Consider the following 23,726-nt stretch of genomic DNA (forward strand, 5'->3'; position numbering starts at 1 on the left):
CAACTAACTTGTCCATAGCCTGTTCCCCCTCGGAGCTGTTTTTGGTGTGCACCAAAACTTTGCTCCTGGAACAGGCTTCTCGTCAATGTCTTATCCAGAATTCGGGTTAATTAATTCTGTATATCCAAGTCAAATGATAGAAAAATAACTTTCTGATAAAAAAGATAATTTCTTAAATACAAAAGGAATAAAAACATAATAATTTACAACGTATTCGGCAGGCTCATTGGCGTCAAACGTCATAACGAGAGATGGCTTTTGTTCAATGTGAGTCTACCTGAACGGAAATATTCACAATTCAATGATGTCATCATTCCCGATTTTTTGGAAGAAGATGAGATCCCGCGCTGGCTTGATGATGTCTTTCATGAAGCAGCCAGTGAAAAATATCCCGACGTACGCCGCATCGAATAAATGATAATTTCCACAATCCCCCACAAAATGAAAAACTATGCTATAGACAGTCAAAGTGATTCCCCCAGCCACAGGATTAACTGGGGGATGGGTTTCTTTGCAGCGGTGTGTATACTCAGGTCTATCTGCTATAAGCTAACAATGCTTTCTGGCATAATCTGGAACGCACGCAATCCTGTTGGGAAAAATGAATCACACTGACAGACTCATCATCGAAAAACCTTTTTAACGCATCCACCAATCCAGATGTCATGTTTTCCGGCAAGTCACATTGACTAACATCACCATTAACAACCACTGTTACGTTTTCTCCCAATCTCGTTAAGAACATTTTCATTTGATTGACTGTAACATTTTGCGCCTCATCAAGGATCACAAACGCATTTTCAAATGTTCTTCCGCGCATATAGGCAAAAGGCGCAATTTCTACTTTGCCGATTTCAGGACGCAAGCAATATTGCAAAAATGAAGCCCCCATGCGTTTTAATAACACGTCATAAACAGGCCGGAAATAAGGGGCAAATTTCTCTGTTATATCTCCGGGGAGAAAACCAAGATCTTCTTCTGCCTGCAATACAGGGCGTGTCACAATAATTTTATCAACTTCTTTATTGATTAAGGTATCCGCTGCCATTACTGCACTAATGTATGTTTTCCCGCATCCAGCTTCACCATTAGCAATAATCAATTGCTTATTATTGATCGCCCGCATATAGCGGTACTGAACTTCACTGCGTGGCAGAATTTCTGAAGTGTCCCTGTTTTCACGCGCCATTCCAATAGCCTCAACGCCTTCAACTTGCACCAATGAGGTGACATTATCATGATTCCGATAACGTGATTGTCGCATGTCCTTTTTTAACATTTTTCTCACTTCACGACGCGATTTGATCACTGCTTTCTGTCTACCCATAGTCATACACCTTATCATTAGTTTCACTATTGCGGTGTTCTATCATCGTAGAATAACTAAGTTATGCCCTTCACCTTTCACGCTATAATTTGAAAAGTATCGGGTATATACCGAACAGGCAGGAGCTCCCTTTTCAGCTCATTAAGACCCATAAAAAAACCGGCGCTAAGATCGCCACTATTTTTATTAGTGACATCGATCCCAATCGCCGGTTCCTAACCGAGAATGCAGTTTCAGTCTCTGTCATTAGCATTCCTCGCATCTTTCCGCTTTCTTTGGTGTAACCTAACGGACTATGATGTCAGTATAATGACAGTTTTTTATTTATGACAAGGTGAAGGTTAAACTTTACTGAAACATTCTTGATTTTTTATTGTTAAAAGCTCATTCAATAACTACAGAAAAATAATGACCTTACATTTTCCATTATTTTTTACAATTACCTGCCAAACGGTATCCCGCTTTTTTGGCTTCTGCTTCTGAATGGAAATAAATTGCATTTTTATCTGCTACCGTCTTATAACCAGAGCAATGTGAAAAATGATAAATCTGGCTGTTTTTATTGCCTTTAATCATGGCTCCCTGCTCCGCTTTTGATGCAGTTTTTTGAGTGAGTGCCTGATTATTCCCCGCATGCAGCTTATTTTGTTTTGGCGAACCAGATTGTGCCACTAGTCCTTGGCCTGAGTTTTTATGCCCTAATTCCCATTTTTTGCTACCAGTCACAAATGGGTTATGGTGCCCCATGATCCGGGCAATTCGGTTATCTCGATCACGTTCCCAGGCTTCCACTGGATACTGACGATCCCATGCCATCATCAATTGTTGTTGTTGGCGTGACATCATCAGGTTATAGCGGTCATGCATATAAAAGTAGACTCTGGCGACCATTCCTTTCACTCTGTCGCGTGGTTCAAACAAACGTGATTGAAAATCCACTTTACTGCTACAGGCGCCATACATATTAGGCGTGTTTCTGGCAACCATCCCATAAGCAAAATTACTGCGATCGCCATTAACTTCACCAATTGAAGGAGCCAAATTATGCATATCTGACTCCATCATGCGAAATACCGGATCAGTATCAACACAGTTCTTGCGGCCCCCGTTCTGCCAACATTGGCGCTGGTGCCCAAATACCCATGCCGGCACCATATGTTCCCATTCAATACGTTCTGCCCTTGTTTGCTGTGACCTCACATGGTAATTACAAGACGCCAAATCAACACGACCACCACTCTTGCCGACCCATTGCCAGTCACAGCCACAATATAATGTCCCTATGCCAGATTTCGTTTGCCCATCATAGACATTCTTTCTTGATTCCACTTTTGCTTGTTCAAAACTAGTTGGAGCGCTCCATACATTAAACGAAATGGTTAATCCGAAAATCAAAAGATAACGTGCCCACAGGCCAATTTTATTGTTCAAAATAATACCTATTTACTTATTGTGCATAACATCCACCTATTATCCTGCCTGACAACACCATAAAATGACAAATATAATTCGTGGAAATTTTATTGATAACGGCAACGGAATTAATCCATTATTTGGATTAATTAATATGACTTAATGCACTAAGTAGCCTCTTTTATTGGAATTTTAAGTACTAAAATATCACGTTAATTAAACTATTGAACTCGGTTTATTTGAGTAATATTAAATCAATTACTTAAAGCACTCAGTTAAATTCATTAGGATAAATGACCATTAGCACTAAAATCAAACAGCTTGAACAAGAGTTGCAGGAAGTTGTAAAGAAATATTCAGGGAATGAAGAAGTTACCGTTATTACGACTAACAGTTCAGAAAATAATTTACAGATTCAAGTTATTATAGCTGGTAAAAATCAGTTAGATATTACCCTGAATTCATTTTCTGATTAACCAAAATTCTCTGTATCTGTATCAGGATGCACTATTATCCCCGCCCGTGCAGGGGCGAGGATTCATGGCATTTTTCGCTGAATAAAATCGATTATCTTACAACCAAAACTGAGATTTCAGCATACCCCACAATACCTGACGCATTTGAACCCAGTAAGTGAGTTGAAATATCTGGTCGCCTTGATCCAACAATAATCAAGTCTGCCCCTATTTCACGGGCTGTAGACAACACTTTGTCTCGTGGGGAACCAAAAGCAACAGAGTATGATATTTTATCTTTAGGAAGATCAATTCTTTCTACGACTTTTTTCAGTTCCTCTTCAGAATTCGTAATCGCCTTTTTGGCAAAAGCACTTAGTAAATCATAATGATAGCTATAACTCACAGAAAATCTGGAGATATCTGGCACTGAGTGGAACAGGTGTACCTTTGCATTAGATATTTTTGCCAAATATTCTGCATGCTTAATTGCATTGTCAGTTAATTGATCTTCTGGAATATCAATTGGAACTAAAATTGTGTTATACATATCTACTCCCCTGTAATCGGATATAACCGCTAGCTATTAGTTATCAACCATCAAGCCGTCACAAAAACCTATTACTATCATTAATCCGCCATTTCCAATGGAAATCATTACCGCACTACTAATACAGATACTTTCGCATACCTGACAACGCCAGAAGAGTTAGAGCCCAATAAGTGTGTAGTGATATTGGGTCGTCTTGAACCAATGACGATCAAATCAGCCCCAATTTCATCCGCCGCAGCAGTGATTTCATCTCTTGGTGAACCAAATGCAATCGAATAGGCAATGCGATCATTCGGCAATCCAAGGGAATCGACGAGTTTTCCCAAATCTTGCTCTGCCTTGATAGTCGCCCTGTCCTTAATCTCCATATAGCCTAATGCATAAGCATTAATGATAGCTGATGAAATAGGTAATACATGCAGGAAATGTAATTTAGCCCCTGTTTCTCTAGCGATCTTAAGCGCGCTACCAACGGCCTTGTTGGTTAGATCTTCTTCTGAAATATCTACTGGTACTAAAATAGTTTTGTACATATGCATGCTCCTATCTACTGAAATACCAAGTTATTCTGATTTCTTTATTATATTGAAATTCAGGCAACTTACTGTGAGTTATCTAACACCTATACCCAATGGATTTCGAGATGCAGCCAACAAAGCGGTCACGCCTCCAATAATTAGATCCCTTAGCAAAGGTAGTATTCCTGTTCGATGAAAGTCCCTATGACTTTGTCGTGCATCTCTTCCGATTTGGAATAACCCCACGTTTTTCGGTTCAGTTTTTTTAAATGTGTACGAAGTGTCAGGTTGGTTCTTTCTATACGTTGGGTGTAATACTTTCCAACAATATGTTTTTCTTTAGGAAGTATGCTGTGCGCTGCAAAATTATCCATACAGTAAAAACGGACATTAAAAGGAGATAATCATTCAGGCAATTGACGTAATGTGTTGAGGAAGACGTTGAAAGGTTTTACGGCCAGAATACTCTGATGAACGAAACAATGAAGGAACCCCACCCGGGCCATTCCACGTAATAATTTATTAATGCACATAAATATAAAAAGGTGCTGAAATATCAGCACCTTTTTATCCTGAAAGCCTGAATTATTCCTTTTTATCCAAGGGGAAAGGTACAGGATGTTTAGTGTTATAGTTAAAAGTATACATAGCCGTTATTACCATCATTACAACCAATGTCCACATCACTTCTTTTGCCCCCGTTCCCATAACCGCCCAGATGCAATAAATAAAGGCAATAAAAGTAATAACAACATATCGTATTTTCTCTTGCCCAAGATGCCCATGACCGATTAGCAACAAGGCTGCGCAGGTATATAAATAAGGTATCAGGGTAAAAATAACTGAAACAGAAGAAACCAACCCAAATTCCTTCGCGGCATTCGGGGATATACTACTGAGCTGGAACACCGTCATTAAAACGCCAAGGATCAGCAAACCAGCAACGGGTGTTCCCGCTTTATTCACTTTAGCAAAGATTGAAGGAAACAACCCATCATCCGCAGCCGCCTTGGCTGTCTGTCCGGCAAGTAATGTCCAGCCGCCCAGTGACCCCAAACATCCTGCCGCTGCACAAAAGGCAACGACTGCCCCTGCGGTATCTCCCAATGCTAATCTGGCAGCATCCCCAAAAGGAGAAGATGAAATTTTCAACGCCGCATTGGGGATCATCCCCATAATCACACTACTGGACAAAACATAACAAACAGCCGCAATCAACACGCCACCAATGGTCGCAATGGGTACGTTACGCTTAGGGTTTTTAACCACACCAGCAGCAACCGAAGCACTTTCAACGCCAATAAAAGACCACAGCGTCACGTTTAAAATGCTTTGAATAGCCCCGAAGGTATTTAATCCACTTACATTCCACGCATCCATGTAAGTCTTACCGCTGAACCAGAACCATCCAAAAACCGCTGTCGCTACAATCGGAACCAACGCCAGCGTTGTTGCCACCGCTTGTACTTTGGTAATGACATGTGGCCCGATAATGTTCAAAAAGACAAATATCCACAATATCGCCGTACAAGTGATGGTCAGGATTATCGGATCTTTCAGGATTGGAAAAAAGTAACTCAGATAACCTACCCCGATCACGACCATCGCGATATTTCCGATCCAGCACGCCAGCCAATACAAAACGTTGGTCTGGTAGCCCAGAAAAGGCCCAAAGGCCCGTCGAGCATAGGCATAAGAACCACCGGGGCTATCATCCAGTGAAGATATCTTGGCGTATACAATCGATAATCCTACCGCACCGATAATAGTCACTAACCAACCCAGAATGGCAATCCCTCCTGTCGAAGCCAGGCTGGCGGGCAGCAGGAAAACCCCAGATCCCATAATGTTACCTGCAACCATCAACGTAACGGGGATCAATCCGACTTTTTTCATCTCTGAAACTGTAGCCATAATTTATTTTCCCGTACTCACTTTTTTATACACATAACGTGATAAATGCCGTTGATAATTTCCGTGCCTTCCGTTTCATGTTCAAAACCGGGGAATTCGTGATCCCATTTTTGCAGTGCATGCAAATACCCAATTTGCGGGCTAGTTTTGGCCCCGAAGTTTTCTCCTGAAAGCAACATTGGAATTCCGGGTGGATAAGGGATGATGGAATTCGCTGCGATACGGTGAGGTAAATCGTCCAGTGCTACCATTTCCACGTTATTGGTGACAATAGCTTGATAAGCGGCTCGAGGCGTCATCGCTATTTCAGGTAAGCCCGCATACGCTTGGTTCAATTTTTCGCCCGGATTATTCTGCCGCAAATAATCGAACATCTTATCGCCCAATTCTTTTAACCCTAAATGACCATATACCTCTGGATATTGTTGCACCAAATCCGGCAAGACCTTATCCAAAGGGGTATTCGCATCATAATGGTGTTTGAAAGATAATAAGGTATTGAGTAATGTCCCCCATTTTCCTTTGGTAATCCCCATCGAAAACAGGAACATAATTTGGAAATCCGTGGTACGGGTAGGTACAATGCCGTGCTGGCTTAGCCATGCCGTTACCAAGGCCGCAGGTACGCCTTTCTTCTGCAATTTACCATTATCTCCCATCCCAGGCGCCAGAATACTGACTTTAATCGGATCGAGCATACTCCAGTCATTCGGCAAATCTTCAAACCCGTGCCAACTATCCCCCGGACGCATTACCCAGCAACTTTGCTCTTTTGTCAGTAATTCTCTGGGAGCATCTTCAAAGGCAATTTTTTTACCTGTGGCAGGATCTGTCACTTTCTCCTGATTCCACGGTTTAAAGAACCAACTACCTTCTTTGCTGAACTCCCGATGCAAACGTGCCAATGCCTGACGAAAATCAACAGCCTCTTCAATCACCTCTTGTGTCAGGGAATAACCGCTATTGCCGTCCATCATAGAAACTGCAATATCGTTTGAAGCGCAAATAGCATATAAAGGAGAGGTTGTCGCGTGCATCATGTAGGCTTGATTAAATCTCGAAAAGTCCACAGAGTTACGCCCATCACGCACATGGATAAAAGAAGCCTGTGATAGTGCATTCAACAACTTATGAGATGAATGAGTGGCAAATACCGTCGGCCCTGAATGACTTTTAGGTTCCCCGCGCATGGCGTAATGGTCATGATAAATCGGATTAAAACGTGCATAGCCATACCAAGCTTCATCAAAATGTATTCTATCAACACTTTTATCCAGCAATTCCTGTACATGTTTGGCGTTATAGCAAACACCATCATACGTACAGTTTGTGACTACGCTATAAACTGGCTTAAACTTAGCCATATCCTGAGTCAACGGGTTCTGTTTCAGCTTTTTCTGGAGTGTTTTGGCCTGCATTTCTTGCGGGTAAATAGGCCCAATGATGCCATAGCGGTTACGGCTTGGCAGCATATAGACAGGTTTCGCACCTGTCAGAATTAACCCCTGTTCAATGGATTTGTGGCAATTGCGGTCAATAATGACGACATCATTCTCGGTCATGCAAGCCTGCATAATCGTGCGGTTAGATCCTGATGTTCCGACTACAACCGAGTAAGAATGGTCTGCACCAAATACTCTGGCTGCATTTTTTTCACTTTCCCCAAATGCACCTGAGTGATCCAGCAACGATCCCAATGAGGCTCGTTCAATGCCCATATCAGTACGGAAGAGATTTTCCCCATAATAATCATGATAAAAACGACCAACAGGCGTTTTATTAAATCCAACGCCACCCTGATGCCCGGGTGCAGCCCAGGAATATTCATAGATTTTGCTGTATTTCATTAACGCTGACATTAAGGGAGGCAACAATTGTTGGCGATAACGATGCATTGCCGCAATAGCCCGGCCAGCAATAAAATCTGCCGAATCTTCTAGTATCCAAGCAAATTCAGCGAATTGTTCCAGCAATTCATGGCTCAGCAAAAATACCGTTTTTTCTCGATCACTTAATAAAAAAACCGGGACATTTTCCTGTCGTTCAGACAGTTTATTCAATAATTGGTGTATATTACGATATAAATCATCATCCATCAGTGCACAACTTACCATCAGGCAATCGAATGGTTCATTGGCCGAAATTATCGTATAGCTATCCTCAAGAGAATCCGAAATAACAACATCAACCTCTCTCTCGGTTAATTTATCTGCCAACCGCTGCACCGCATTTTCAATATAGTGATTATGATATTGTGTACCCACTTCGTTTTTTGCTATCAATACTTTCATGACATTTTTCCTTACGCTAACTCTACTTGAACCAACAAGAAAATTTAGTGTTATTGGCAGTTGCCATAGAATGGTTGACACAATCAGGGGATTGGATGTTTTTCATTCGGCTAACGCTGTATAAAAAGCATTTTTAACGGTACTGAGTGAGCCATAATATAAATTCCATTAACGTAGTAACATTAGTTAACTATTTACTAAAATATAAATTTTTATGCTTAAAATCACACTGTTCAATATAGTGTCTATTTAGATTTGTGCAATTTTGGTAATAGCATGGAAGTTAGCATTTCTATATAAAGATGAAGCTATCAATATTGAAATGTCAGGAAAAATAGCTAACAACCGTTGTGTTAATATTGAACCGTAATTAGTTTTTTGATTGTTTTTTATTATTTTTATTTATTTTTTGTATAATTAGCCTATTGAATGACTGCTTTTTGATCCTTCAGTAAACTAAAGGCAAAAATAATCGCGATAATATTCCCATATGGTTACTCACTGCTTTGCATTACAAGCACTGATATGGCGTTGAACGGTGGTGAAGTTGTTAATTAACAAAACAACCTGATAAGCATTTTCATTTTAAATTTATTATATTTTAATTATTTCATTGAACATCTCCATATCAATGAAATAACCCTACTTTGCATTTTAGATACTTATTCACTCTGGCTCTTATAGTAAGAGACAACTCCTACCCATACCGCTCACTCAATTATAGCGTTGGTTTAGTAAGAGCCAGAGCACAATAGCATAACAATGTGGATTCCCTTTACTGACGTTACTATGGAAGAGTACGGAGCGTCATTAAACAGGCACTAAAAACCAATCCCGATTGAGGATTATTGCACCTTATTTTTTCTGGATTGAATTGGTTAAAAGCGCCTGCTGATGTGACCCCCATCATTAAATTATAGGACTAAGAATGAAAGAACATCCTGATTTATGGGCCGACTTACTAAACGGTCTGAAGAACGCATGGCCGCAAATATCAGGCTCTATTTTGGCCATCATGATTTGCTATGGCCGACTGATTTATGACGGTGTGGAGCGGAAAAATCGCTGGGTCGAACCGCTACTATGCGGAGCGCTGTCGTGGGGGTTTTCCAGTGGATTAGAACTATTTGGTATTCCAAGCAGTGTTTCACCCGCTCTCGGCGGTGCTGTCGGCTTTATTGGCGTGGAAAAAATACGAGAATTTGCTAACCGGGCCATCAATAAACGTTTAGGAGATAAATAATGACAAGAGGGATCCGTAACCATAACCCAGGTAATATTCGCCACGGTGATAAATGGCAGGGTTTACGCGATATACAGACAGATAAATCATTTTGCCAATTTGTGGCACCTGAATACGGTATCCGGGCGATGCTGAAAATTCTGCGTAATTACGATCGCAAATATGGGTTGAATACTATCCGCCAGATTATTTCCCGTTGGGCACCAACGAATGAAAATAATACCGAAGCTTACATCGCCTATGTATGTAAAATGGTCGGCGTGCCCAGCAGTGTTGTGATAGATGTAGAAAACGTCAACACAATGAGCAAACTGGTTAAGGCTATCATTCAGATGGAAAATGGTCAGCAACCCTATTCCGATGCTGTTATTACACGGGCATTTGAATTGCTATAAAATTCAGTCAACATATAGTCACCACCAAATCCTTGGTGGTGATTTTCCCTAAAAAATTTTTTTTGCTTAATTCCAATGATCGTTTTGATGAAAAAACCCATCCTCTATTTCCCATGAAATTTGCCTAATCACCCGTTATTCATTTTGTGATACAACTACAAAATCAATCGTCACCCAAGAAAATGAACAAATAGCAGTATCAGAAAACTACAGGGATAGACTCTTCGTTACATTCCTGATAAAGAAGATAAATATCTTCTTATCTTTTGGAAGATTGCAATTATCTATATTGCAATTACCTATAATGTTGTTAACAGAAAAAATACCACCAAAAAAGAGGGAAATATGAAATCACGTGCTGCCGTTGCCTTTGGACCAAACAAACCACTCGAAATTATCGAAATTGATGTTGCTCCCCCGAAAGCGGGTGAAGTAATGATAAAAGTCAGCCATACAGGTGTTTGCCATACTGACGCTTTTACTCTCTCAGGCAGTGATCCTGAAGGTATATTTCCTGTTGTTCTGGGCCATGAAGGGGCGGGTATCGTTGTCGAAGTGGGTAAAGGCGTTACAAGTGTAAAACCGGGCGACCATGTTATTCCATTATATACAGCGGAGTGTGGTGAATGTGAATTCTGCCAGTCTGGTAAAACTAACCTTTGTATTTCAGTGCGTGATACTCAGGGTAAAGGTCTCATGCCGGATGGCACCACACGTTTTTCTTACAATGGACAACCTATCTATCATTACATGGGATGTTCCACATTCAGTGAATATACTGTCGTAGCTGAAGTCTCACTGGCAAAAATCAATCCAGCAGCAAATCATGAACATGTTTGTCTGTTAGGCTGTGGTGTTACTACCGGAATCGGTGCGGTACATAACACAGCCAAAGTGCAGCCCGGAGATTCTGTCGCCGTTTTCGGACTTGGTGGCATTGGACTTGCCGTCATCCAAGGTGCTCGTCAAGCAAAGGCCGGGCGCATTATTGCCATTGACACCAATCCGGCCAAATTCGAACTGGCCAAACAGTTTGGTGCCACAGAATGCATCAATCCAAATGATTATGACAAACCCATTCAACAAGTCATTCTGGATATGACAAAGTGGGGTGTTGATCATACTTTCGAATGTATTGGTAACATCAACGTAATGCGTGCCGCACTCGAAAGTGCACACCGTGGGTGGGGACAATCCGTAATAATTGGTGTAGCCGGCGCTGGGCAGGAAATTTCTACTCGTCCGTTTCAGCTTGTTACGGGACGTACATGGAAAGGCACTGCTTTCGGTGGGGTGAAAGGACGCAGCCAATTACCAGGAATAGTAGAAGACGCCATGAAAGGTGAAATCGAGCTTGCACCTTTCGTTACCCACACAATGCCTCTGGAAGACATTAATGAGGCTTTCGACCTGATGCATGAAGGTAAGTCGATCCGCACGGTTATTCACTACTGATTTTTATTGATTTTAAATAGTTACCATAAACAGAAAACCGTGTTGGCTGACAACACGGTATCTGACAAAACCAAAGAATTACCACAACGATTAATCTTAGAGAGAAAGGTAATGGAAAGAATCGAACATCACGCCTGTTTTGGTGGATGGCAGGATGTCTATCAACACGAATCAAAGGTTTTGGGTTGCCAGATGCGTTTTTCAGTTTTCTTTCCTCCCCAGATTAAAGAAAGAAAATTGCCTGTACTGTACTGGCTTTCTGGATTGACTTGCAACGAACAAAACTTCATCACAAAAGCGGGCGCTCAACGTTACGCGGCGAAGCATGGTATGGTTATTATTGCTCCAGATACCAGTCCACGAGGTGACGATGTCGCTGATGACCCTGCTTATGATCTTGGAAAAGGTGCCGGGTTTTATCTCAATGCCTTAAAACAACCCTGGTCTTCACATTATCGTATGTACGATTATGTTGTTTCAGAACTGCCTGAACTGATTGAGGCAAACTTTGAGGTGACGGATATACGGTCAATCAGCGGTCATTCTATGGGAGGCCACGGCGCAATGGTAATTGCCCTGAAAAACCCTGACCGTTATTGCAGCGTATCAGCATTTTCACCTATTGTTGCTCCCAGTCAAATTCCATGGGGTATAAAAGCATTCTCCAACTATCTTGGTGAAAACGAGTCTGAATGGAAACAATATGACTCTGTAGAATTGATTAAAAACGCAAAAAAACAGCTCCCAATCTTGATTGATCAAGGGCTCAATGATGATTTCCTTGAGGAACAGTTACGCCCTGAATTACTACAGGCTGTTTGCGATGAAATCCGTTATCCAGTGACCATTAACTTTCATGCAGGGTATGATCACAGTTACTACTTTATTGCCAGCTTCATTGAGAATCATATTATCTACCATGCCAAAGCAATGCAAAAGTGCGTCGGGAAAAAGTAAATTTTAAATATGTAATTCAGCGATCCATAAGGCCAGATATATTTTTTATCATATAACTAAATGGCTGCCTCCTTAATGTTATCTACTTATAAGGGGGTTTTATTATTCTGAATCTGCCTTAGTCCGCCTTAGATTGTAGTGATGGTGGTGGCATATTTGCAGTCTGGTCAGAAAGCAGTCGGTGTGAATAATATAGCCGCCGGGTGCTGTCAATATGGCATCCCAATAGCACGCCTCAATCAAGCAATTATTTGATTTATAATGCATTAAAATCTAGTTATAGTTAACCAGACATATCCAATTAAGTGAGCAAAGTTTTTCGATAAAGCTATGCTTCGAAATAAAACTATAAATATCAAGAGGTAATCATGCGTTTACTCCATACTATGATCCGTGTTGGTGACATGCAGCGCTCGATTGATTTCTATACTCAAGTAATGGGCATGCGTTTACTTCGCACTAGTGAAAATCCAGAGTACAAATATTCCCTTGCATTTGTTGGTTATACCGATGAGAGCCAAGGCGCAGTTATTGAGCTAACCTACAATTGGGGAGTTGAAAACTACGAAATGGGAACTGCGTTTGGACACATTGCGTTAGGTGTTGATGACGTTGCGGCAACCTGTGAGCGTATTAAGCTCGCTGGCGGGAATGTAATCCGCGAAGCAGGGCCTGTCAAAGGCGGTGCAACTGTTATTGCTTTTGTTGAAGATCCCGATGGCTATAAGATCGAACTTATTGAAAACACAAGCGCGAGTAGTGCATTAGGCAACTAATTAACACGATAAGTTTTGAGTTGCAGCCTTGTTGGCTGCTCTCACTCCAGCCACATAGTTCACTATACTCTCAGTGATTCCTTCTTTCATAATCACTCTGCATTTTGAAATCTATTAAGTAGATCCTTTCCATTGGATAAATATTACTTCTGCAAGACATAGCAAATTTTGTCATAATACGCCCTATTCCAGATTTAAAAACAGAATCCTGAAGTTAAGAACTAAAAATCAGATGCCTAATAAAAACGATCAAAACATGCTAAGCGGGCGATTTCGCGGCTACTATCCTGTTGTCATTGATGTCGAAACTGGTGGTTTTAATGCGCGTACAGACGCTTTACTTGAAATTGCTGCAGTCACTTTAAAAATGGATGAGGAAGGCTGGCTGATGCCCGCTGATGCACTGCATTTCCATGTTGACCCTTTTGAAGGTGCTAACCTTGATCCTGCTGCTCTGGCATTCACAGGCATTGACCCCACAAATCCCTTGAGAGGAGCAGTCAGCGAATACACTGCATTGCATGCTATTTTCAAAATGGTTCGCAAGGGTATGAAAAACACTAATTGTAACCGTGCAATCATGGTCGCCCATAACGCCAGTTTTGATCATAATTTTGTTATGGCAGCCGCGGAGCGTTCCGGGTTAAAGCGCAATCCATTCCATCCATTCGCGACATTTGATACTGCGGCCCTCAGTGGGTTGGTTCTTGGTCAGACGATCCTTGCCAAAGCTTGCATCACTGCGGAAATACCGTTTGACAGTAATCAAGCACACAGCGCGCTTTATGATACCGATCGAACTGCCCTGCTATTCTGTGAGCTCGTTAATCGCTGGAAACGGCTTGGTGGCTGGCCATTACCTTCCGCAGGTACTGCTGACAGCGAGTCTTAATATATTAATTCAGATACATTAAGCCCCACTCCTATTATGGGAGTGGGGCTACAGAAATAATTTATCATTCCGACAAATTATTCACTTATTTATTCTTGTTCACGGTATTTGTCAGCAGTTTCTTTGATTAAAGCCTGTAACTCACCGCGCTGGTACATCTCAACAAGAATGTCACAACCGCCAACCAGTTCACCATCAATCCACAACTGAGGAAACGTTGGCCAATGCGCATATTTAGGCAATTCAGCACGAATATCTGGGTTTTGCAGAATATCCACATAAGCAAAACGCTCGCCGCAGGCAGATAACGCCTGAATTGCCTGTGCAGAGAATCCACAGCTCGGCAATTTAGGAGAACCTTTCATGTACAGCAGGATTGGATTCTCACTAATTTGGCGTTTGATTTTTTCAATGGTTTCTTCAGTTGTTGTATTAGTAACTGTGTTGGTATTGGTATTTGTATTCATAGTCGTCATTTTTGCTTCCTTAAACTGCAAGTGCCATTCATCAGCATCAGAAAAGTTTGATTCAGAATACCACTTTCTACTCTGATTTTTCTACCGCGAACTTTCCATGGCAAATTTTTGCCATGATTTACAACAAGTATTCATCAGGTATTTTTATCCCAATTAGCCATATTAAGTTCATGTTATAGTTCAGTTCTGCGCCAGTTCGCAGCTAAGTAGCATCTTTTCTTCTGTTATTTAGCAAAAAAGTTGTTAAGATAATTATCAAAACAGCAACATGATAATAAGCTTAGATTTGCTCTGCCCATGATTCAGTATCTAAGTCATGGTTTACAGAGCCAAAAACCCGATATTAAAAAGGAGCATGCAATGTCTTTTGAATTACCAGCATTACCTTATGCCAAAGATGCCCTGGAACCACACATTTCTGCAGAAACTCTGGAATATCATTACGGCAAACATCACAACGCTTATGTTGTGAATCTGAATAATCTGATTAAAGAGACCGAGTTTGCCGGAAAATCCCTGGAAGAAATCATCAAAACATCTGAAGGTGGCATTTTCAATAACGCAGCACAAATCTGGAACCATACTTTCTACTGGCATAGCCTGTCACCAAATGGTGGTGGTGAACCAACCGGAAAAGTGGCCGATGCTATCAACAGTGCTTTCGGTTCTTTTGCTGAGTTCAAACAGCAATTTACTGACGCTGCCCTGAAAAACTTTGGTTCTGGCTGGACATGGCTGGTCAAGAAAACTGACGGCAGCCTCGCTATCGTTAATACTTCTAACGCAGCAACCCCACTGACAGGCGAAGATAAGCCAGTTTTGACAGTTGACGTTTGGGAACACGCATATTACATCGATTACCGCAATGCGCGTCCTCAATACCTGGAGCACTTCTGGGCCTTAGTCAGCTGGAAATTTGTTGAAGAAAATCTGGCTTAATAAGATTAATTCTCGTCCCAGTTTGAAATAACAAGGGCAAGTGCACCTATTCACCACATTATGAACAGGTGCACCTACCCTTAAACAAGTGATGTTATACCTCAATTCTTTTTCTCGAACTCGATCAGATAAGGCAAAGGCTTCCCAGAAAAACAATCATGATTAATGCACTGCTGGCAGCCAATAATCCCAACTTCAGATCTGTGTCCATAGACTATCCTCAACGTGAAAATTAAGATATCTCAATACCATAAGTTTTAGATGGTTATTTATCGCATTATCTAAAAAACTAGACTGTAATTCTTGAACCATACTCTTTATAACATCGATTATTACTTTCACTTTTGAGCTAGATCAGACAAAATTCAAGGTTCATCGCTAAATTATTGCCAACGACCACTCTATATATAAATATATTGGCAAACGCTTAACAAATATCTATATCCAATAGATTTCAGGTTGCAAAGTGACACTAGCTAGAGCAATCAACTATGTGGCAGCCTGAAAAATGAAGGGTATATAAATTTAGACCATAAGGTCAGGAGTCCTTTTTATCATGGCAACGATTAAAGATGTGGCTAAACGCGCTGGTGTTTCGACCACAACTGTATCCCATGTTATCAATAAAACCCGCTTCGTCGCCGAAGATACAAAGGCTGCAGTTTGGGCTGCAATTAAGGAGCTGAATTATTCTCCCAGCGCCGTTGCTCGCAGCTTGAAAGTTAACCACACCAAATCCATCGGATTATTGGCAACATCAAGCGAAGCCCCTTATTTTGCTGAAATCATAGAATCTGTTGAAAATAGCTGCTATAGCAAAGGTTACACGCTGATTTTATGTAATTCTCATAACAATCTTGATAAGCAGAAAGCTTATCTCGCAATGTTGGCACAAAAACGCGTAGATGGTTTGCTGGTAATGTGTTCAGAATATCCTGAACAGCTTTTAGGTATGTTGGAAGATTATCGTAATATTCCCATGGTAGTTATGGATTGGGGAGAATCCAGAGGGGATTTTACTGATGCAATTATTGATAACGCTTTTCATGGTGGTTACTTGGCGGGTCGTTACCTTATTGAACGCGGCCATCGTGATATTGCATCTATTCCGGGACCGTTGGCAAGAAATACCGGGGGCGGGCGTCACCAAGGTTTTCTCAAAGCACTGAAAGAAGCCAATATCACTATTCGGGACGAGTGGATTGTACAAGGTGATTTTGAACCTGAATCCGGTTATCAGGCCATGTGTAAGATCCTGAACCAAAAGCATCGCCCAACGGCTGTTTTTTGCGGTGGTGATGTTATGGCAATGGGGGCAATTTGTGCAGCCGATGAATTGGGATTACGCGTTCCACAAGACATTTCTATCATCGGTTATGACAATATTCGTAATGCCCGCTATTTTACACCGGCATTAACAACCATCCACCAGCCCAAAGAACGTTTGGGGCAAATGGCCTTCTCAACGCTATTGGATAGGATCATTAATAAGCGTGAAGATGCACAAACTATTGAAGTCCATCCGCGTCTCGTTGAGCGTCGCTCCGTGGCGGATGGACCTTTTATCGATTATCGCCGTTAATAGTTAATTTTCCTGCAACCACTCAGCATTAAGTGTTTCACTATCTCCAAGATAACTAAGTAACCAACTTAATGCTGGTGAATGACATTCTTCTGACCATGTTAAGCAACATGGGCTGTCAGGCAGTGGTTGTTCAAGTTCCAGTGCAATCAGCTTTCCTTTACGGATCAACGGCAGTGCACGATGCTTGGGCACCATCCCGACACACAATCCATCCATCAGGCAACTCAATCCAGCATCCCAATCAGGTACAATCAATCGCCGTTGGTTATCCAAAGCCCATGTATCGCGTTTAGGTAAGCTGCGAGAAGTGTCTTCAAGACACAAACTGGAATAACGACGGATTTGATCATCGTTCAGTTTTCCCGATATCTCAGCCAGTTCATGTTCAGGGCTGGCGACACACAACCAGGGCATGAATCCCATATCCCTAAAGCTATATCGCTCACCGACAGGAGAGGCACGTGTCGCCCCAATGGCAACATCCACCCTCTCATCTACAAGAGCATCCCATACACCATTAAAAACTTCAGGATAGATAAACAATTCAATATCTGGAAAATGGCGGTAAAAATCCAAAATCAACTGAAGTGTCCGCTCCGGCTTTACAACTTGATCAACCGCAATACTGAATTGTCCCCGCCATCCATTGGCTACTTGCTGGCACTGGTGTCGGGTGTGTTTCATTTTTTTGATAACTGATCTCGCCTCCTTGACAAAAATAATTCCAGCCTCAGTTAAATCCACATCACGATGACGCCGTTCAAATAAAGGTACTGCCAGCCATTCTTCAAGTTGTTTTACCGTATAGCTGATAGCGGAAGGTACACGATGAAGCTCTGATGCAGCAGCGCTAAAACTTCCTGTTCTGGCAACAGCATCAACAACTTCCAGAGAGTATTCAGACCACATATATATTCCTTTCAATTTTTTTCACAATATGGTGCAAATATTACCGTTTCACAAGTAAAAATCATGCCATATAAAATAAGTCGGGTATCTCCTTATCAATTACCACGTCAAGTTATTAACACTATTTATTAACATCACTTATTAACACCATTTATTAATATTATGGCAACAAATAAAAACTCAACTTCATTCATGTTTTATCTCGCCGGCCTGAGTATGCTCGGCTATTTGGCTATCGATATGTATCTGCCTGCTTTTGATGCAATGAAAGCAGAATTAGGTACCTCAGAAAACGCCATTAGTGCGAGTCTCAGCATTTTTCTTGCCGGCTTTGCCTTTGCACAGCTTTTATGGGGACAATTATCTGATCGCTTAGGCAGAAAACCTGTTCTTATTATCGGATTATCTCTGTTTTCCATTAGCTGTTTAGGTATGCTCTGGGTAACGGATGCCACACAATTGCTGGTACTGAGATTTATTCAAGCAGTTGGCGTCTGTTCTGCTGCGGTTTCCTGGCAGGCTCTGGTCGTCGATAGATATGATACAGAGCACGCTAAACGCGTCTTTGCTATGATCATGCCTCTGGTTGCCCTTTCTCCTGCCCTCGCACCTTTATTAGGTGCATGGCTATTGATCCATGATGGTTGGAGAATCATTTTCTTTGTTTTAATGATAGTAACTCTCTTACTATTAATACCAACACTTTGCCTGACCAATAAGTTCAATAACGTCGAAGTAACCACGGATAAGAAGACAGTTTCTTTCCTTACGTTACTAAAATCCCCTGTTTTTAGTGGAAACGTATTGATTTATGCTTCTTGCAGTGCTGGTTTTTTTGCCTGGCTGACTGGCTCACCTATCATTTTGAGTAATATGGGTTATGATCCTACCAATATTGGCCTAAGTTATATTCCCCAGACCCTGGCATTTATGATTGGTGGTTATGGTTGCCGTATCTTGCTGGAAAAAGTGAAAAGCGAAACAGTATTCCCGTTTCTATTGGTGGGTTATGCTGTCAGCATGATCATTATTTATTTGATTTCCATATTAAGTGAACCTTCATTTATGGCTATTCTTGCTCCTTTTTGCTTTATGGCCGCAATGAATGGAGCTTCCTACCCTATTGCCGTGGCAAAAGCTCTTTCGGTCTATCCTAAGAACAGCGGTAAAGCTGCTGCATTGCAAAATGCCCTTCAATTGGGTCTTTGTTTTGTTGCGAGTTCATTTGTGTCTGTATTTATGAAATATCCTCTCTTGTCTACAACAACAGTTATGGCTCTTACTGTTGTTCCAATGGCAATAGGTTATTGGCTCCAAAAGAAAAATGCGGAAGAAAACCACTAAACATAAATTAAACAATTTCTCAAAAAAATAATAATTAAGAACATTATTATCTAAAGGTTACAGCATTATGTGACCTTTAGATGATTGTTTAAATACCATTTCACTCATATACTCATACCTATTCTTTATTCTAAAAACTCGGAATTTGAGGTTTTGTAGGGCATTGAAGCTCTTCTTAAATTTCAAGGTAGATAGGCAATTTTTTTAGTTTAATATCTATATTATTTCTAACAATCCATTATGGCTTGAACATAATAAAAGTCAGCTACAAAACGATACCTCAAAATTCCATCGCACAAATGTTGGAGAGTATATGAGTTCATCTTTCGTTGAAGATAAAAAAACAATAACGGATTCCTGGCATAGAATCGCCCATGAATTGCTTCAAGAAGCTGATATTGATATCAATGGCAAACGCCCCTTCGATATACGCATTAAAAATCCTGATTTTTATAAGCGAGTATTGAAAGAAGGCTCTTTGGGACTGGGTGAAAGTTATATGGATGGCTGGTGGGAATGTGATCGCCTTGATATTTTCTTTCATAAAATATTACGGGCTGGTTTGGAGCGTCGTATCCCCAAAAATACTAAAGATATTTTGCAGATAATTATCTCTCGTATATTTAATTTACAATCTCCAAAACGAGCCTGGATTGTCGGTAAGGAACACTATAATTTAGGTAATGACTTGTTTACCCGAATTCTTGATCCTTATATGCAATATTCCTGTGGTTACTGGAAAGATGCCAATACTCTGGAAGAAGCCCAATCCAATAAACTCCGTCTTATTTGTGAGAAACTACAACTAGCTCCGGGCATGACTTTATTAGATATCGGTTGTGGATGGGGTGGTTTAGCTGCCTATGCTGCAGAAAATTATGGAGTATCTGTTACTGGTGTAACAATTTCAGCTGAGCAACAAAAATATGCTCAGGAGCGCTGCAAGGATCTAGATGTAAAAATTATCCTTGAAGATTACCGAAACCTTAACCTTCAATTTGATCGCATTGTTTCTGTTGGCATGTTTGAGCACGTTGGTCCCAAAAACTATGACAATTATTTCCAGATAGTGAAACAGAACCTGAAACCTGATGGTCTTTTTCTTCTCCATACCATTGGTTCTAATATCAATAAATCTGGTACCGATGCGTGGATCACCAAATATATTTTCCCCAACGGTTGCTTACCATCGATTTCAAAAATAGCCAAAGCGACTAATAGGAAGTTTGTCATGGAAGATTGGCACAATTTTGGCGCAGATTATGACCTGACTCTTATGGAATGGTATAAGCGCTTTACTGCAAGCTGGCACGAAATAGAACATAACTACAGCCCGCGTTTCAAACGGATGTTCAGCTATTATTTGAATGCCTGTGCAGGTGCATTCCGTGCGAGGGATATTCAACTCTGGCAAATCGTATTTAGCCCGCAAGGTATTGAAAAAGGATTGAGAGTACCCAGATAGAAATTTACTTCATCGCTCAGGTCCGAGAAGCTACAGAAATTATATTTCTGTAGCTTTCATGTTCAATTCAGGGCTTCGCCACAAAAACATTTACCACAACTTGATAATATTTATTGTTCTTCAGGTTGTGACAACAATTTTTCCTGTTCTTTCTGTGCCATCACTCGTTCAACGGTATCCACAATCGCTTGAGTTTGTGGATCAATCTCAATGTTGACCTTTTGACCAAGGCGTTTTTTACCTAGTGTCGTACGCTCCAAAGTTTCTGGGATCAAGTGAACACAGAAACGGTTATTCACAACGTCTCCTATTGTCAGACTAATTCCATCAATGCCAATAAAACCTTTGTGCAGGATATATTTCATCAATTGTTTATCGTGGATCCGAAACCAAACTTCATGATTATTTTCTGAAGTGAAGATCTTGGCAATTTCTGCTGTCGTAATAACATGACCAGACATCAAATGCCCGCCAATTTCATCGCCAAATTTGGCCGCCCTCTCCAGATTGATTAAATCCCCGACGTTAAGTTCACCAAGGTTGGTCAAGCGCAGGGTTTCTTTCATTAAATCAAAGCTAATTAAATCACCATCGATCTTGGTTACAGTTAAACAACAGCCGTTATGGGAAACAGAAGCTCCCGTTTCAATTCCGGGTAATAATTCAGCCGGAAACTTAACAACATGGGTCCGAAAGTGCATTTTTTCATCAATGACAACTATCGGCGCTTTTCCCTGAACGATACCTGTAAACATGGGAACCTCTTTAATCATTTTACATTGCAAAAGTTAGTTTAACCCACTCATCACTTTTAAACACTAGTTTGGTTGAGTGTAGTTTTAGTTGAATATAGTTTAATTTATTGAGTACAAACATCGTGCAATGATTGGCTTAATAAAATGAGTCCTATACAATAGGAAAGCTTATAAGCGATACATTTTCCACTAACATCGTTTGCTCGCAGAAATATTCTTTGTTTTTCTACTTAATTTTTAATCAAAAAAAGGTGTAGTACGTGCAGAAGTATTTAAATGAAGCGCGTAGTTTGCTCGCTCTGGGAATTCCCGTAATCATCGCCCAATTTTCACAAACTGCAATGGGTTTTGTCGATACAGTCATGGCTGGTAAAGCCGGGGCTGTTGAGATGTCAGCAGTTGCCGTTGGCACATCAATTTGGCTGCCAACTATCCTGTTTGGTCAAGGTCTATTGCTTGCCTTAACACCAATCGTGGCACACATGAATGGCTCTGGCCACAGAAAAAATGTTGCTTCTCAGATCCAACAAGGATTCTGGCTTGCAGCTTTCCTTTCTATCTTAATTATCGCGGTATTGTATAACAGTCGCTTTATCATAGAAGCACAACATAACGTCGACCCTGTATTGGCGCAAAAAGCTACAGATTTTATCCATGCCATTATGTGGGGTGCGCCGGGTTACTTGTTTTATCAGGTATTGCGCGGCCAATGTGAAGGGTTGTCGAAAACCAAACCCGCAATGTTAATCGGTATTGCTGGCTTACTGGTTAATATCCCCGTCAATTATATTTTCATTTACGGCAAATTTGGTGCACCAGAATTGGGCGGTGTTGGTTGTGGTGTTGCAACAGCAACGGTCTACTGGGTTATGTTCCTTCTGTTGCTTGCATATGTAAAGCACTCACCTGCTCAAAAAGATATTCAAACATTTAGTAATTTTTCAGGCCCTAAATGGCATACCCAAAAACGAATTGCACTGCTCGGTTTGCCTATCGCACTGGCCATGTTCTTTGAAGTAACACTTTTTGCAGTTGTTTCATTGCTGGTTTCCCCGCTTGGCGTCGTCGCGGTTGCCGGACACCAGATATCGCTCAATTTCAGCTCTATGATGTTTATGTTCCCGCTGTCATTAGGGATCGCTGCAACTATTCGGGTTGGTCATAACCTTGGTCAGAAATCAACAGAAGGTGCGAAAATATCTGCTTACACCAGTCTTGGTGTTGGCTTAATTCTTGCTGTTATGACGGCAACGTTCACGATATTGTTCCGCGAACGAATTGCATTTATGTATAACGACAATCCTGAAGTTGTCATTCTGGCCTCCCACTTGATGCTGTTTGCGGCCATTTATCAACTTTCTGATGCCGTTCAGGTCATTGGCTCAGGCGTATTGCGTGGATATAAAGATACACGTTCGATCTTCTTTATTACTTTCATTGCTTACTGGCTGTTAGGGTTACCTAGCGGATATGTTCTGGCGTTGACTGATTATGTTACTGAACCGATGGGGCCACAAGGTTTCTGGATCGGTTTCATTATCGGCTTGACGGCAGCAGCGTTTATGATGGGTTACCGAATTCTGTGGACACAAAAACAATCTGATCACTCTGTTTTGATACGATCCTCTCGTTAATTCAGCATATTACGTTATTAATCCAAGGGAAAAGCTGTAAATTCAAACTAAAAGATGTAAATACGAGCAGTTGAACAAGAATTTGCATTTTTTCCCTTGCCAGAAAGCCCAGTGCCCGTTAATATTCGTCCCCGTTGTCAGCAACGGTAATTTAGATTGCGTCCGTAGCTCAGTTGGTTAGAGCACCACCTTGACATGGTGGGGGTCGGTGGTTCGAGTCCACTCGGACGCACCAAATATCAGGTTGACATAGAAAACAGTTTTATGTGCGTCCGTAGCTCAGTTGGTTAGAGCACCACCTTGACATGGTGGGGGTCGGTGGTTCGAGTCCACTCGGACGCACCAAATCTTATCTCACTACCCCCAAAAGTAATTCCATTTTATCTATTCGCTTATTGTCGTTCTTCGTTCCCTAAATTGAACCAATTGT

General features: G+C 41.2%; 22 protein-coding genes, 2 tRNA genes and 1 pseudogene. 15 read left to right on the top strand and 10 right to left on the bottom strand.

What is annotated here, in order from left to right; genetic code table 11:
* Window positions 1-201 precede the first annotated feature (201 nt).
* Window positions 202-414: a DUF7661 family protein gene (locus tag AAC854_RS07305; RefSeq protein WP_422824063.1), complete on the top strand. Its 213-nt coding sequence runs from the start codon at window positions 202-204 to the stop codon at window positions 412-414.
* Between the two features lie 121 nt (window positions 415-535).
* Here AAC854_RS07305 and phoH read toward each other — a convergent pair whose 3' ends face one another.
* Together phoH and AAC854_RS07315 are read right to left on the bottom strand one after the other, a co-directional pair.
* A complete protein-coding gene (gene phoH, locus AAC854_RS07310; protein ID WP_340616520.1) occupies window positions 536-1,327 on the bottom strand; it encodes a phosphate starvation-inducible protein PhoH in 792 nt (263 codons plus the stop codon).
* A 426-nt stretch (window positions 1,328-1,753) separates the two neighbouring features.
* Complete coding sequence (locus AAC854_RS07315; protein WP_340616521.1) at window positions 1,754-2,758, bottom strand: endonuclease; 1,005 nt, start codon at window positions 2,756-2,758, stop codon at window positions 1,754-1,756.
* Between the two features lie 275 nt (window positions 2,759-3,033).
* On the opposite strand from AAC854_RS07315, the gene AAC854_RS07320 reads away from it, so the two are divergent.
* Window positions 3,034-3,216: a hypothetical protein gene (locus AAC854_RS07320; protein ID WP_047964321.1), complete on the top strand. Its 183-nt coding sequence runs from the start codon at window positions 3,034-3,036 to the stop codon at window positions 3,214-3,216.
* Window positions 3,217-3,307: 91 nt separating this feature from the next.
* On the opposite strand, the gene AAC854_RS07325 is transcribed toward AAC854_RS07320, so the two are convergent.
* From AAC854_RS07325 to adiA, 5 genes and pseudogenes are all read right to left on the bottom strand, one after another.
* Entirely contained in the window at window positions 3,308-3,745 is a 438-nt protein-coding gene (locus tag AAC854_RS07325) for a universal stress protein (protein ID WP_047964322.1), read from the bottom strand.
* A 107-nt stretch (window positions 3,746-3,852) separates the two neighbouring features.
* Window positions 3,853-4,281, bottom strand: coding sequence for a universal stress protein (locus AAC854_RS07330; protein ID WP_340616522.1), 429 nt, complete (start codon window positions 4,279-4,281; stop codon window positions 3,853-3,855).
* 152 nt (window positions 4,282-4,433) lie between these two features.
* Window positions 4,434-4,670: pseudogene (locus AAC854_RS07335) on the bottom strand (IS1 family transposase); the annotation flags it as partial.
* 181 nt (window positions 4,671-4,851) lie between these two features.
* On the bottom strand, window positions 4,852-6,180 hold the full coding sequence (gene adiC / locus AAC854_RS07340; RefSeq protein ID WP_340616523.1) for an arginine/agmatine antiporter: 1,329 nt from the start codon (window positions 6,178-6,180) through the stop codon (window positions 4,852-4,854).
* A gap of 17 nt (window positions 6,181-6,197) precedes the next feature.
* On the bottom strand, window positions 6,198-8,471 hold the full coding sequence (gene adiA / locus AAC854_RS07345; protein WP_340616524.1) for an arginine decarboxylase: 2,274 nt from the start codon (window positions 8,469-8,471) through the stop codon (window positions 6,198-6,200).
* Window positions 8,472-9,399: 928 nt separating this feature from the next.
* Here adiA and AAC854_RS07350 point away from each other — a divergent pair.
* The 6 genes from AAC854_RS07350 (at window position 9,400) to rnt (ending at window position 14,189) form a co-directional block, all read left to right on the top strand.
* Window positions 9,400-9,714, top strand: a complete 315-nt coding sequence (locus AAC854_RS07350; protein WP_047964327.1) for a phage holin, lambda family — start codon at window positions 9,400-9,402, stop codon at window positions 9,712-9,714.
* Window positions 9,714-10,109, top strand: coding sequence for a structural protein (locus AAC854_RS07355; protein WP_340616525.1), 396 nt, complete (start codon window positions 9,714-9,716; stop codon window positions 10,107-10,109). Before AAC854_RS07350 ends, AAC854_RS07355 begins: the two co-directional genes overlap by 1 nt.
* A 345-nt stretch (window positions 10,110-10,454) precedes the next feature.
* Window positions 10,455-11,564: an S-(hydroxymethyl)glutathione dehydrogenase/class III alcohol dehydrogenase gene (locus AAC854_RS07360; RefSeq protein ID WP_340616526.1), complete on the top strand. Its 1,110-nt coding sequence runs from the start codon at window positions 10,455-10,457 to the stop codon at window positions 11,562-11,564.
* A gap of 111 nt (window positions 11,565-11,675) precedes the next feature.
* The gene (fghA, locus tag AAC854_RS07365; protein ID WP_340616527.1) at window positions 11,676-12,521 is read left to right on the top strand and encodes an S-formylglutathione hydrolase; all 846 of its coding nucleotides are present in this window, start codon (window positions 11,676-11,678) and stop codon (window positions 12,519-12,521) included.
* 368 nt (window positions 12,522-12,889) lie between these two features.
* Window positions 12,890-13,297 (top strand): lactoylglutathione lyase, encoded by a 408-nt coding sequence (gloA, locus tag AAC854_RS07370; protein ID WP_340616528.1) that lies wholly within the window; start codon window positions 12,890-12,892, stop codon window positions 13,295-13,297.
* A gap of 232 nt (window positions 13,298-13,529) precedes the next feature.
* Entirely contained in the window at window positions 13,530-14,189 is a 660-nt protein-coding gene (gene rnt, locus AAC854_RS07375) for a ribonuclease T (RefSeq protein ID WP_340616529.1), read from the top strand.
* An 89-nt stretch (window positions 14,190-14,278) separates the two neighbouring features.
* On the opposite strand, the gene AAC854_RS07380 is transcribed toward rnt, so the two are convergent.
* Window positions 14,279-14,665: a Grx4 family monothiol glutaredoxin gene (locus tag AAC854_RS07380; RefSeq protein ID WP_340616530.1), complete on the bottom strand. Its 387-nt coding sequence runs from the start codon at window positions 14,663-14,665 to the stop codon at window positions 14,279-14,281.
* 360 nt (window positions 14,666-15,025) lie between these two features.
* Between AAC854_RS07380 and sodB the strand changes: the two genes are divergently transcribed.
* A complete protein-coding gene (gene sodB / locus AAC854_RS07385) occupies window positions 15,026-15,604 on the top strand; it encodes a superoxide dismutase [Fe] (protein ID WP_340616531.1) in 579 nt (192 codons plus the stop codon).
* Between the two features lie 556 nt (window positions 15,605-16,160).
* Window positions 16,161-17,186, top strand: a complete 1,026-nt coding sequence (purR, locus tag AAC854_RS07390; protein WP_340616532.1) for an HTH-type transcriptional repressor PurR — start codon at window positions 16,161-16,163, stop codon at window positions 17,184-17,186.
* A 3-nt stretch (window positions 17,187-17,189) separates the two neighbouring features.
* Here the strand turns inward: purR and punR are convergent, their stop codons facing one another.
* Window positions 17,190-18,098 (bottom strand): DNA-binding transcriptional activator PunR, encoded by a 909-nt coding sequence (gene punR, locus AAC854_RS07395; protein ID WP_340616533.1) that lies wholly within the window; start codon window positions 18,096-18,098, stop codon window positions 17,190-17,192.
* A 162-nt stretch (window positions 18,099-18,260) separates the two neighbouring features.
* On the opposite strand from punR, the gene punC reads away from it, so the two are divergent.
* Both punC and cfa read left to right on the top strand, forming a co-directional pair.
* On the top strand, window positions 18,261-19,442 hold the full coding sequence (gene punC, locus AAC854_RS07400) for a purine nucleoside transporter PunC (RefSeq protein ID WP_340616534.1): 1,182 nt from the start codon (window positions 18,261-18,263) through the stop codon (window positions 19,440-19,442).
* A gap of 313 nt (window positions 19,443-19,755) precedes the next feature.
* Entirely contained in the window at window positions 19,756-20,907 is a 1,152-nt protein-coding gene (cfa, locus tag AAC854_RS07405) for a cyclopropane fatty acyl phospholipid synthase (RefSeq protein ID WP_340616535.1), read from the top strand.
* A 110-nt stretch (window positions 20,908-21,017) separates the two neighbouring features.
* Here cfa and AAC854_RS07410 read toward each other — a convergent pair whose 3' ends face one another.
* Window positions 21,018-21,662 (bottom strand): riboflavin synthase subunit alpha, encoded by a 645-nt coding sequence (locus tag AAC854_RS07410; protein WP_340616536.1) that lies wholly within the window; start codon window positions 21,660-21,662, stop codon window positions 21,018-21,020.
* A gap of 260 nt (window positions 21,663-21,922) precedes the next feature.
* On the opposite strand from AAC854_RS07410, the gene AAC854_RS07415 reads away from it, so the two are divergent.
* The 3 genes from AAC854_RS07415 (at window position 21,923) to AAC854_RS07425 (ending at window position 23,641) form a co-directional block, all read left to right on the top strand.
* Window positions 21,923-23,296: an MATE family efflux transporter gene (locus AAC854_RS07415; RefSeq protein WP_340616537.1), complete on the top strand. Its 1,374-nt coding sequence runs from the start codon at window positions 21,923-21,925 to the stop codon at window positions 23,294-23,296.
* A 158-nt stretch (window positions 23,297-23,454) separates the two neighbouring features.
* Window positions 23,455-23,531, top strand: a tRNA-Val gene (locus AAC854_RS07420).
* 33 nt (window positions 23,532-23,564) lie between these two features.
* Window positions 23,565-23,641, top strand: a tRNA-Val gene (locus AAC854_RS07425).
* Window positions 23,642-23,726: the final 85 nt, after the last annotated feature.

The organism is Xenorhabdus entomophaga (assembly GCF_037996725.1).
Taxonomy (GTDB): domain Bacteria; phylum Pseudomonadota; class Gammaproteobacteria; order Enterobacterales; family Enterobacteriaceae; genus Xenorhabdus; species Xenorhabdus khoisanae.

Coding starts and splice junctions, on each gene's coding strand:
- phoH (WP_340616520.1), bottom strand. CDS start 1,327: ATGGGTAGACAGAAAGCAGTGATCAAATCGCGTCGTGAAGTGAGAAAA.
- AAC854_RS07320 (WP_047964321.1), top strand. CDS start 3,034: ATGACCATTAGCACTAAAATCAAACAGCTTGAACAAGAGTTGCAGGAA.
- AAC854_RS07325 (WP_047964322.1), bottom strand. CDS start 3,745: ATGTATAACACAATTTTAGTTCCAATTGATATTCCAGAAGATCAATTA.
- AAC854_RS07330 (WP_340616522.1), bottom strand. CDS start 4,281: ATGTACAAAACTATTTTAGTACCAGTAGATATTTCAGAAGAAGATCTA.
- adiC (WP_340616523.1), bottom strand. CDS start 6,180: ATGGCTACAGTTTCAGAGATGAAAAAAGTCGGATTGATCCCCGTTACG.
- adiA (WP_340616524.1), bottom strand. CDS start 8,471: ATGAAAGTATTGATAGCAAAAAACGAAGTGGGTACACAATATCATAAT.
- AAC854_RS07350 (WP_047964327.1), top strand. CDS start 9,400: ATGAAAGAACATCCTGATTTATGGGCCGACTTACTAAACGGTCTGAAG.
- AAC854_RS07355 (WP_340616525.1), top strand. CDS start 9,714: ATGACAAGAGGGATCCGTAACCATAACCCAGGTAATATTCGCCACGGT.
- AAC854_RS07360 (WP_340616526.1), top strand. CDS start 10,455: ATGAAATCACGTGCTGCCGTTGCCTTTGGACCAAACAAACCACTCGAA.
- fghA (WP_340616527.1), top strand. CDS start 11,676: ATGGAAAGAATCGAACATCACGCCTGTTTTGGTGGATGGCAGGATGTC.
- gloA (WP_340616528.1), top strand. CDS start 12,890: ATGCGTTTACTCCATACTATGATCCGTGTTGGTGACATGCAGCGCTCG.
- rnt (WP_340616529.1), top strand. CDS start 13,530: ATGCCTAATAAAAACGATCAAAACATGCTAAGCGGGCGATTTCGCGGC.
- AAC854_RS07380 (WP_340616530.1), bottom strand. CDS start 14,665: ATGACGACTATGAATACAAATACCAATACCAACACAGTTACTAATACA.
- sodB (WP_340616531.1), top strand. CDS start 15,026: ATGTCTTTTGAATTACCAGCATTACCTTATGCCAAAGATGCCCTGGAA.
- purR (WP_340616532.1), top strand. CDS start 16,161: ATGGCAACGATTAAAGATGTGGCTAAACGCGCTGGTGTTTCGACCACA.
- punR (WP_340616533.1), bottom strand. CDS start 18,098: ATGTGGTCTGAATACTCTCTGGAAGTTGTTGATGCTGTTGCCAGAACA.
- punC (WP_340616534.1), top strand. CDS start 18,261: ATGGCAACAAATAAAAACTCAACTTCATTCATGTTTTATCTCGCCGGC.
- cfa (WP_340616535.1), top strand. CDS start 19,756: ATGAGTTCATCTTTCGTTGAAGATAAAAAAACAATAACGGATTCCTGG.
- AAC854_RS07410 (WP_340616536.1), bottom strand. CDS start 21,662: ATGTTTACAGGTATCGTTCAGGGAAAAGCGCCGATAGTTGTCATTGAT.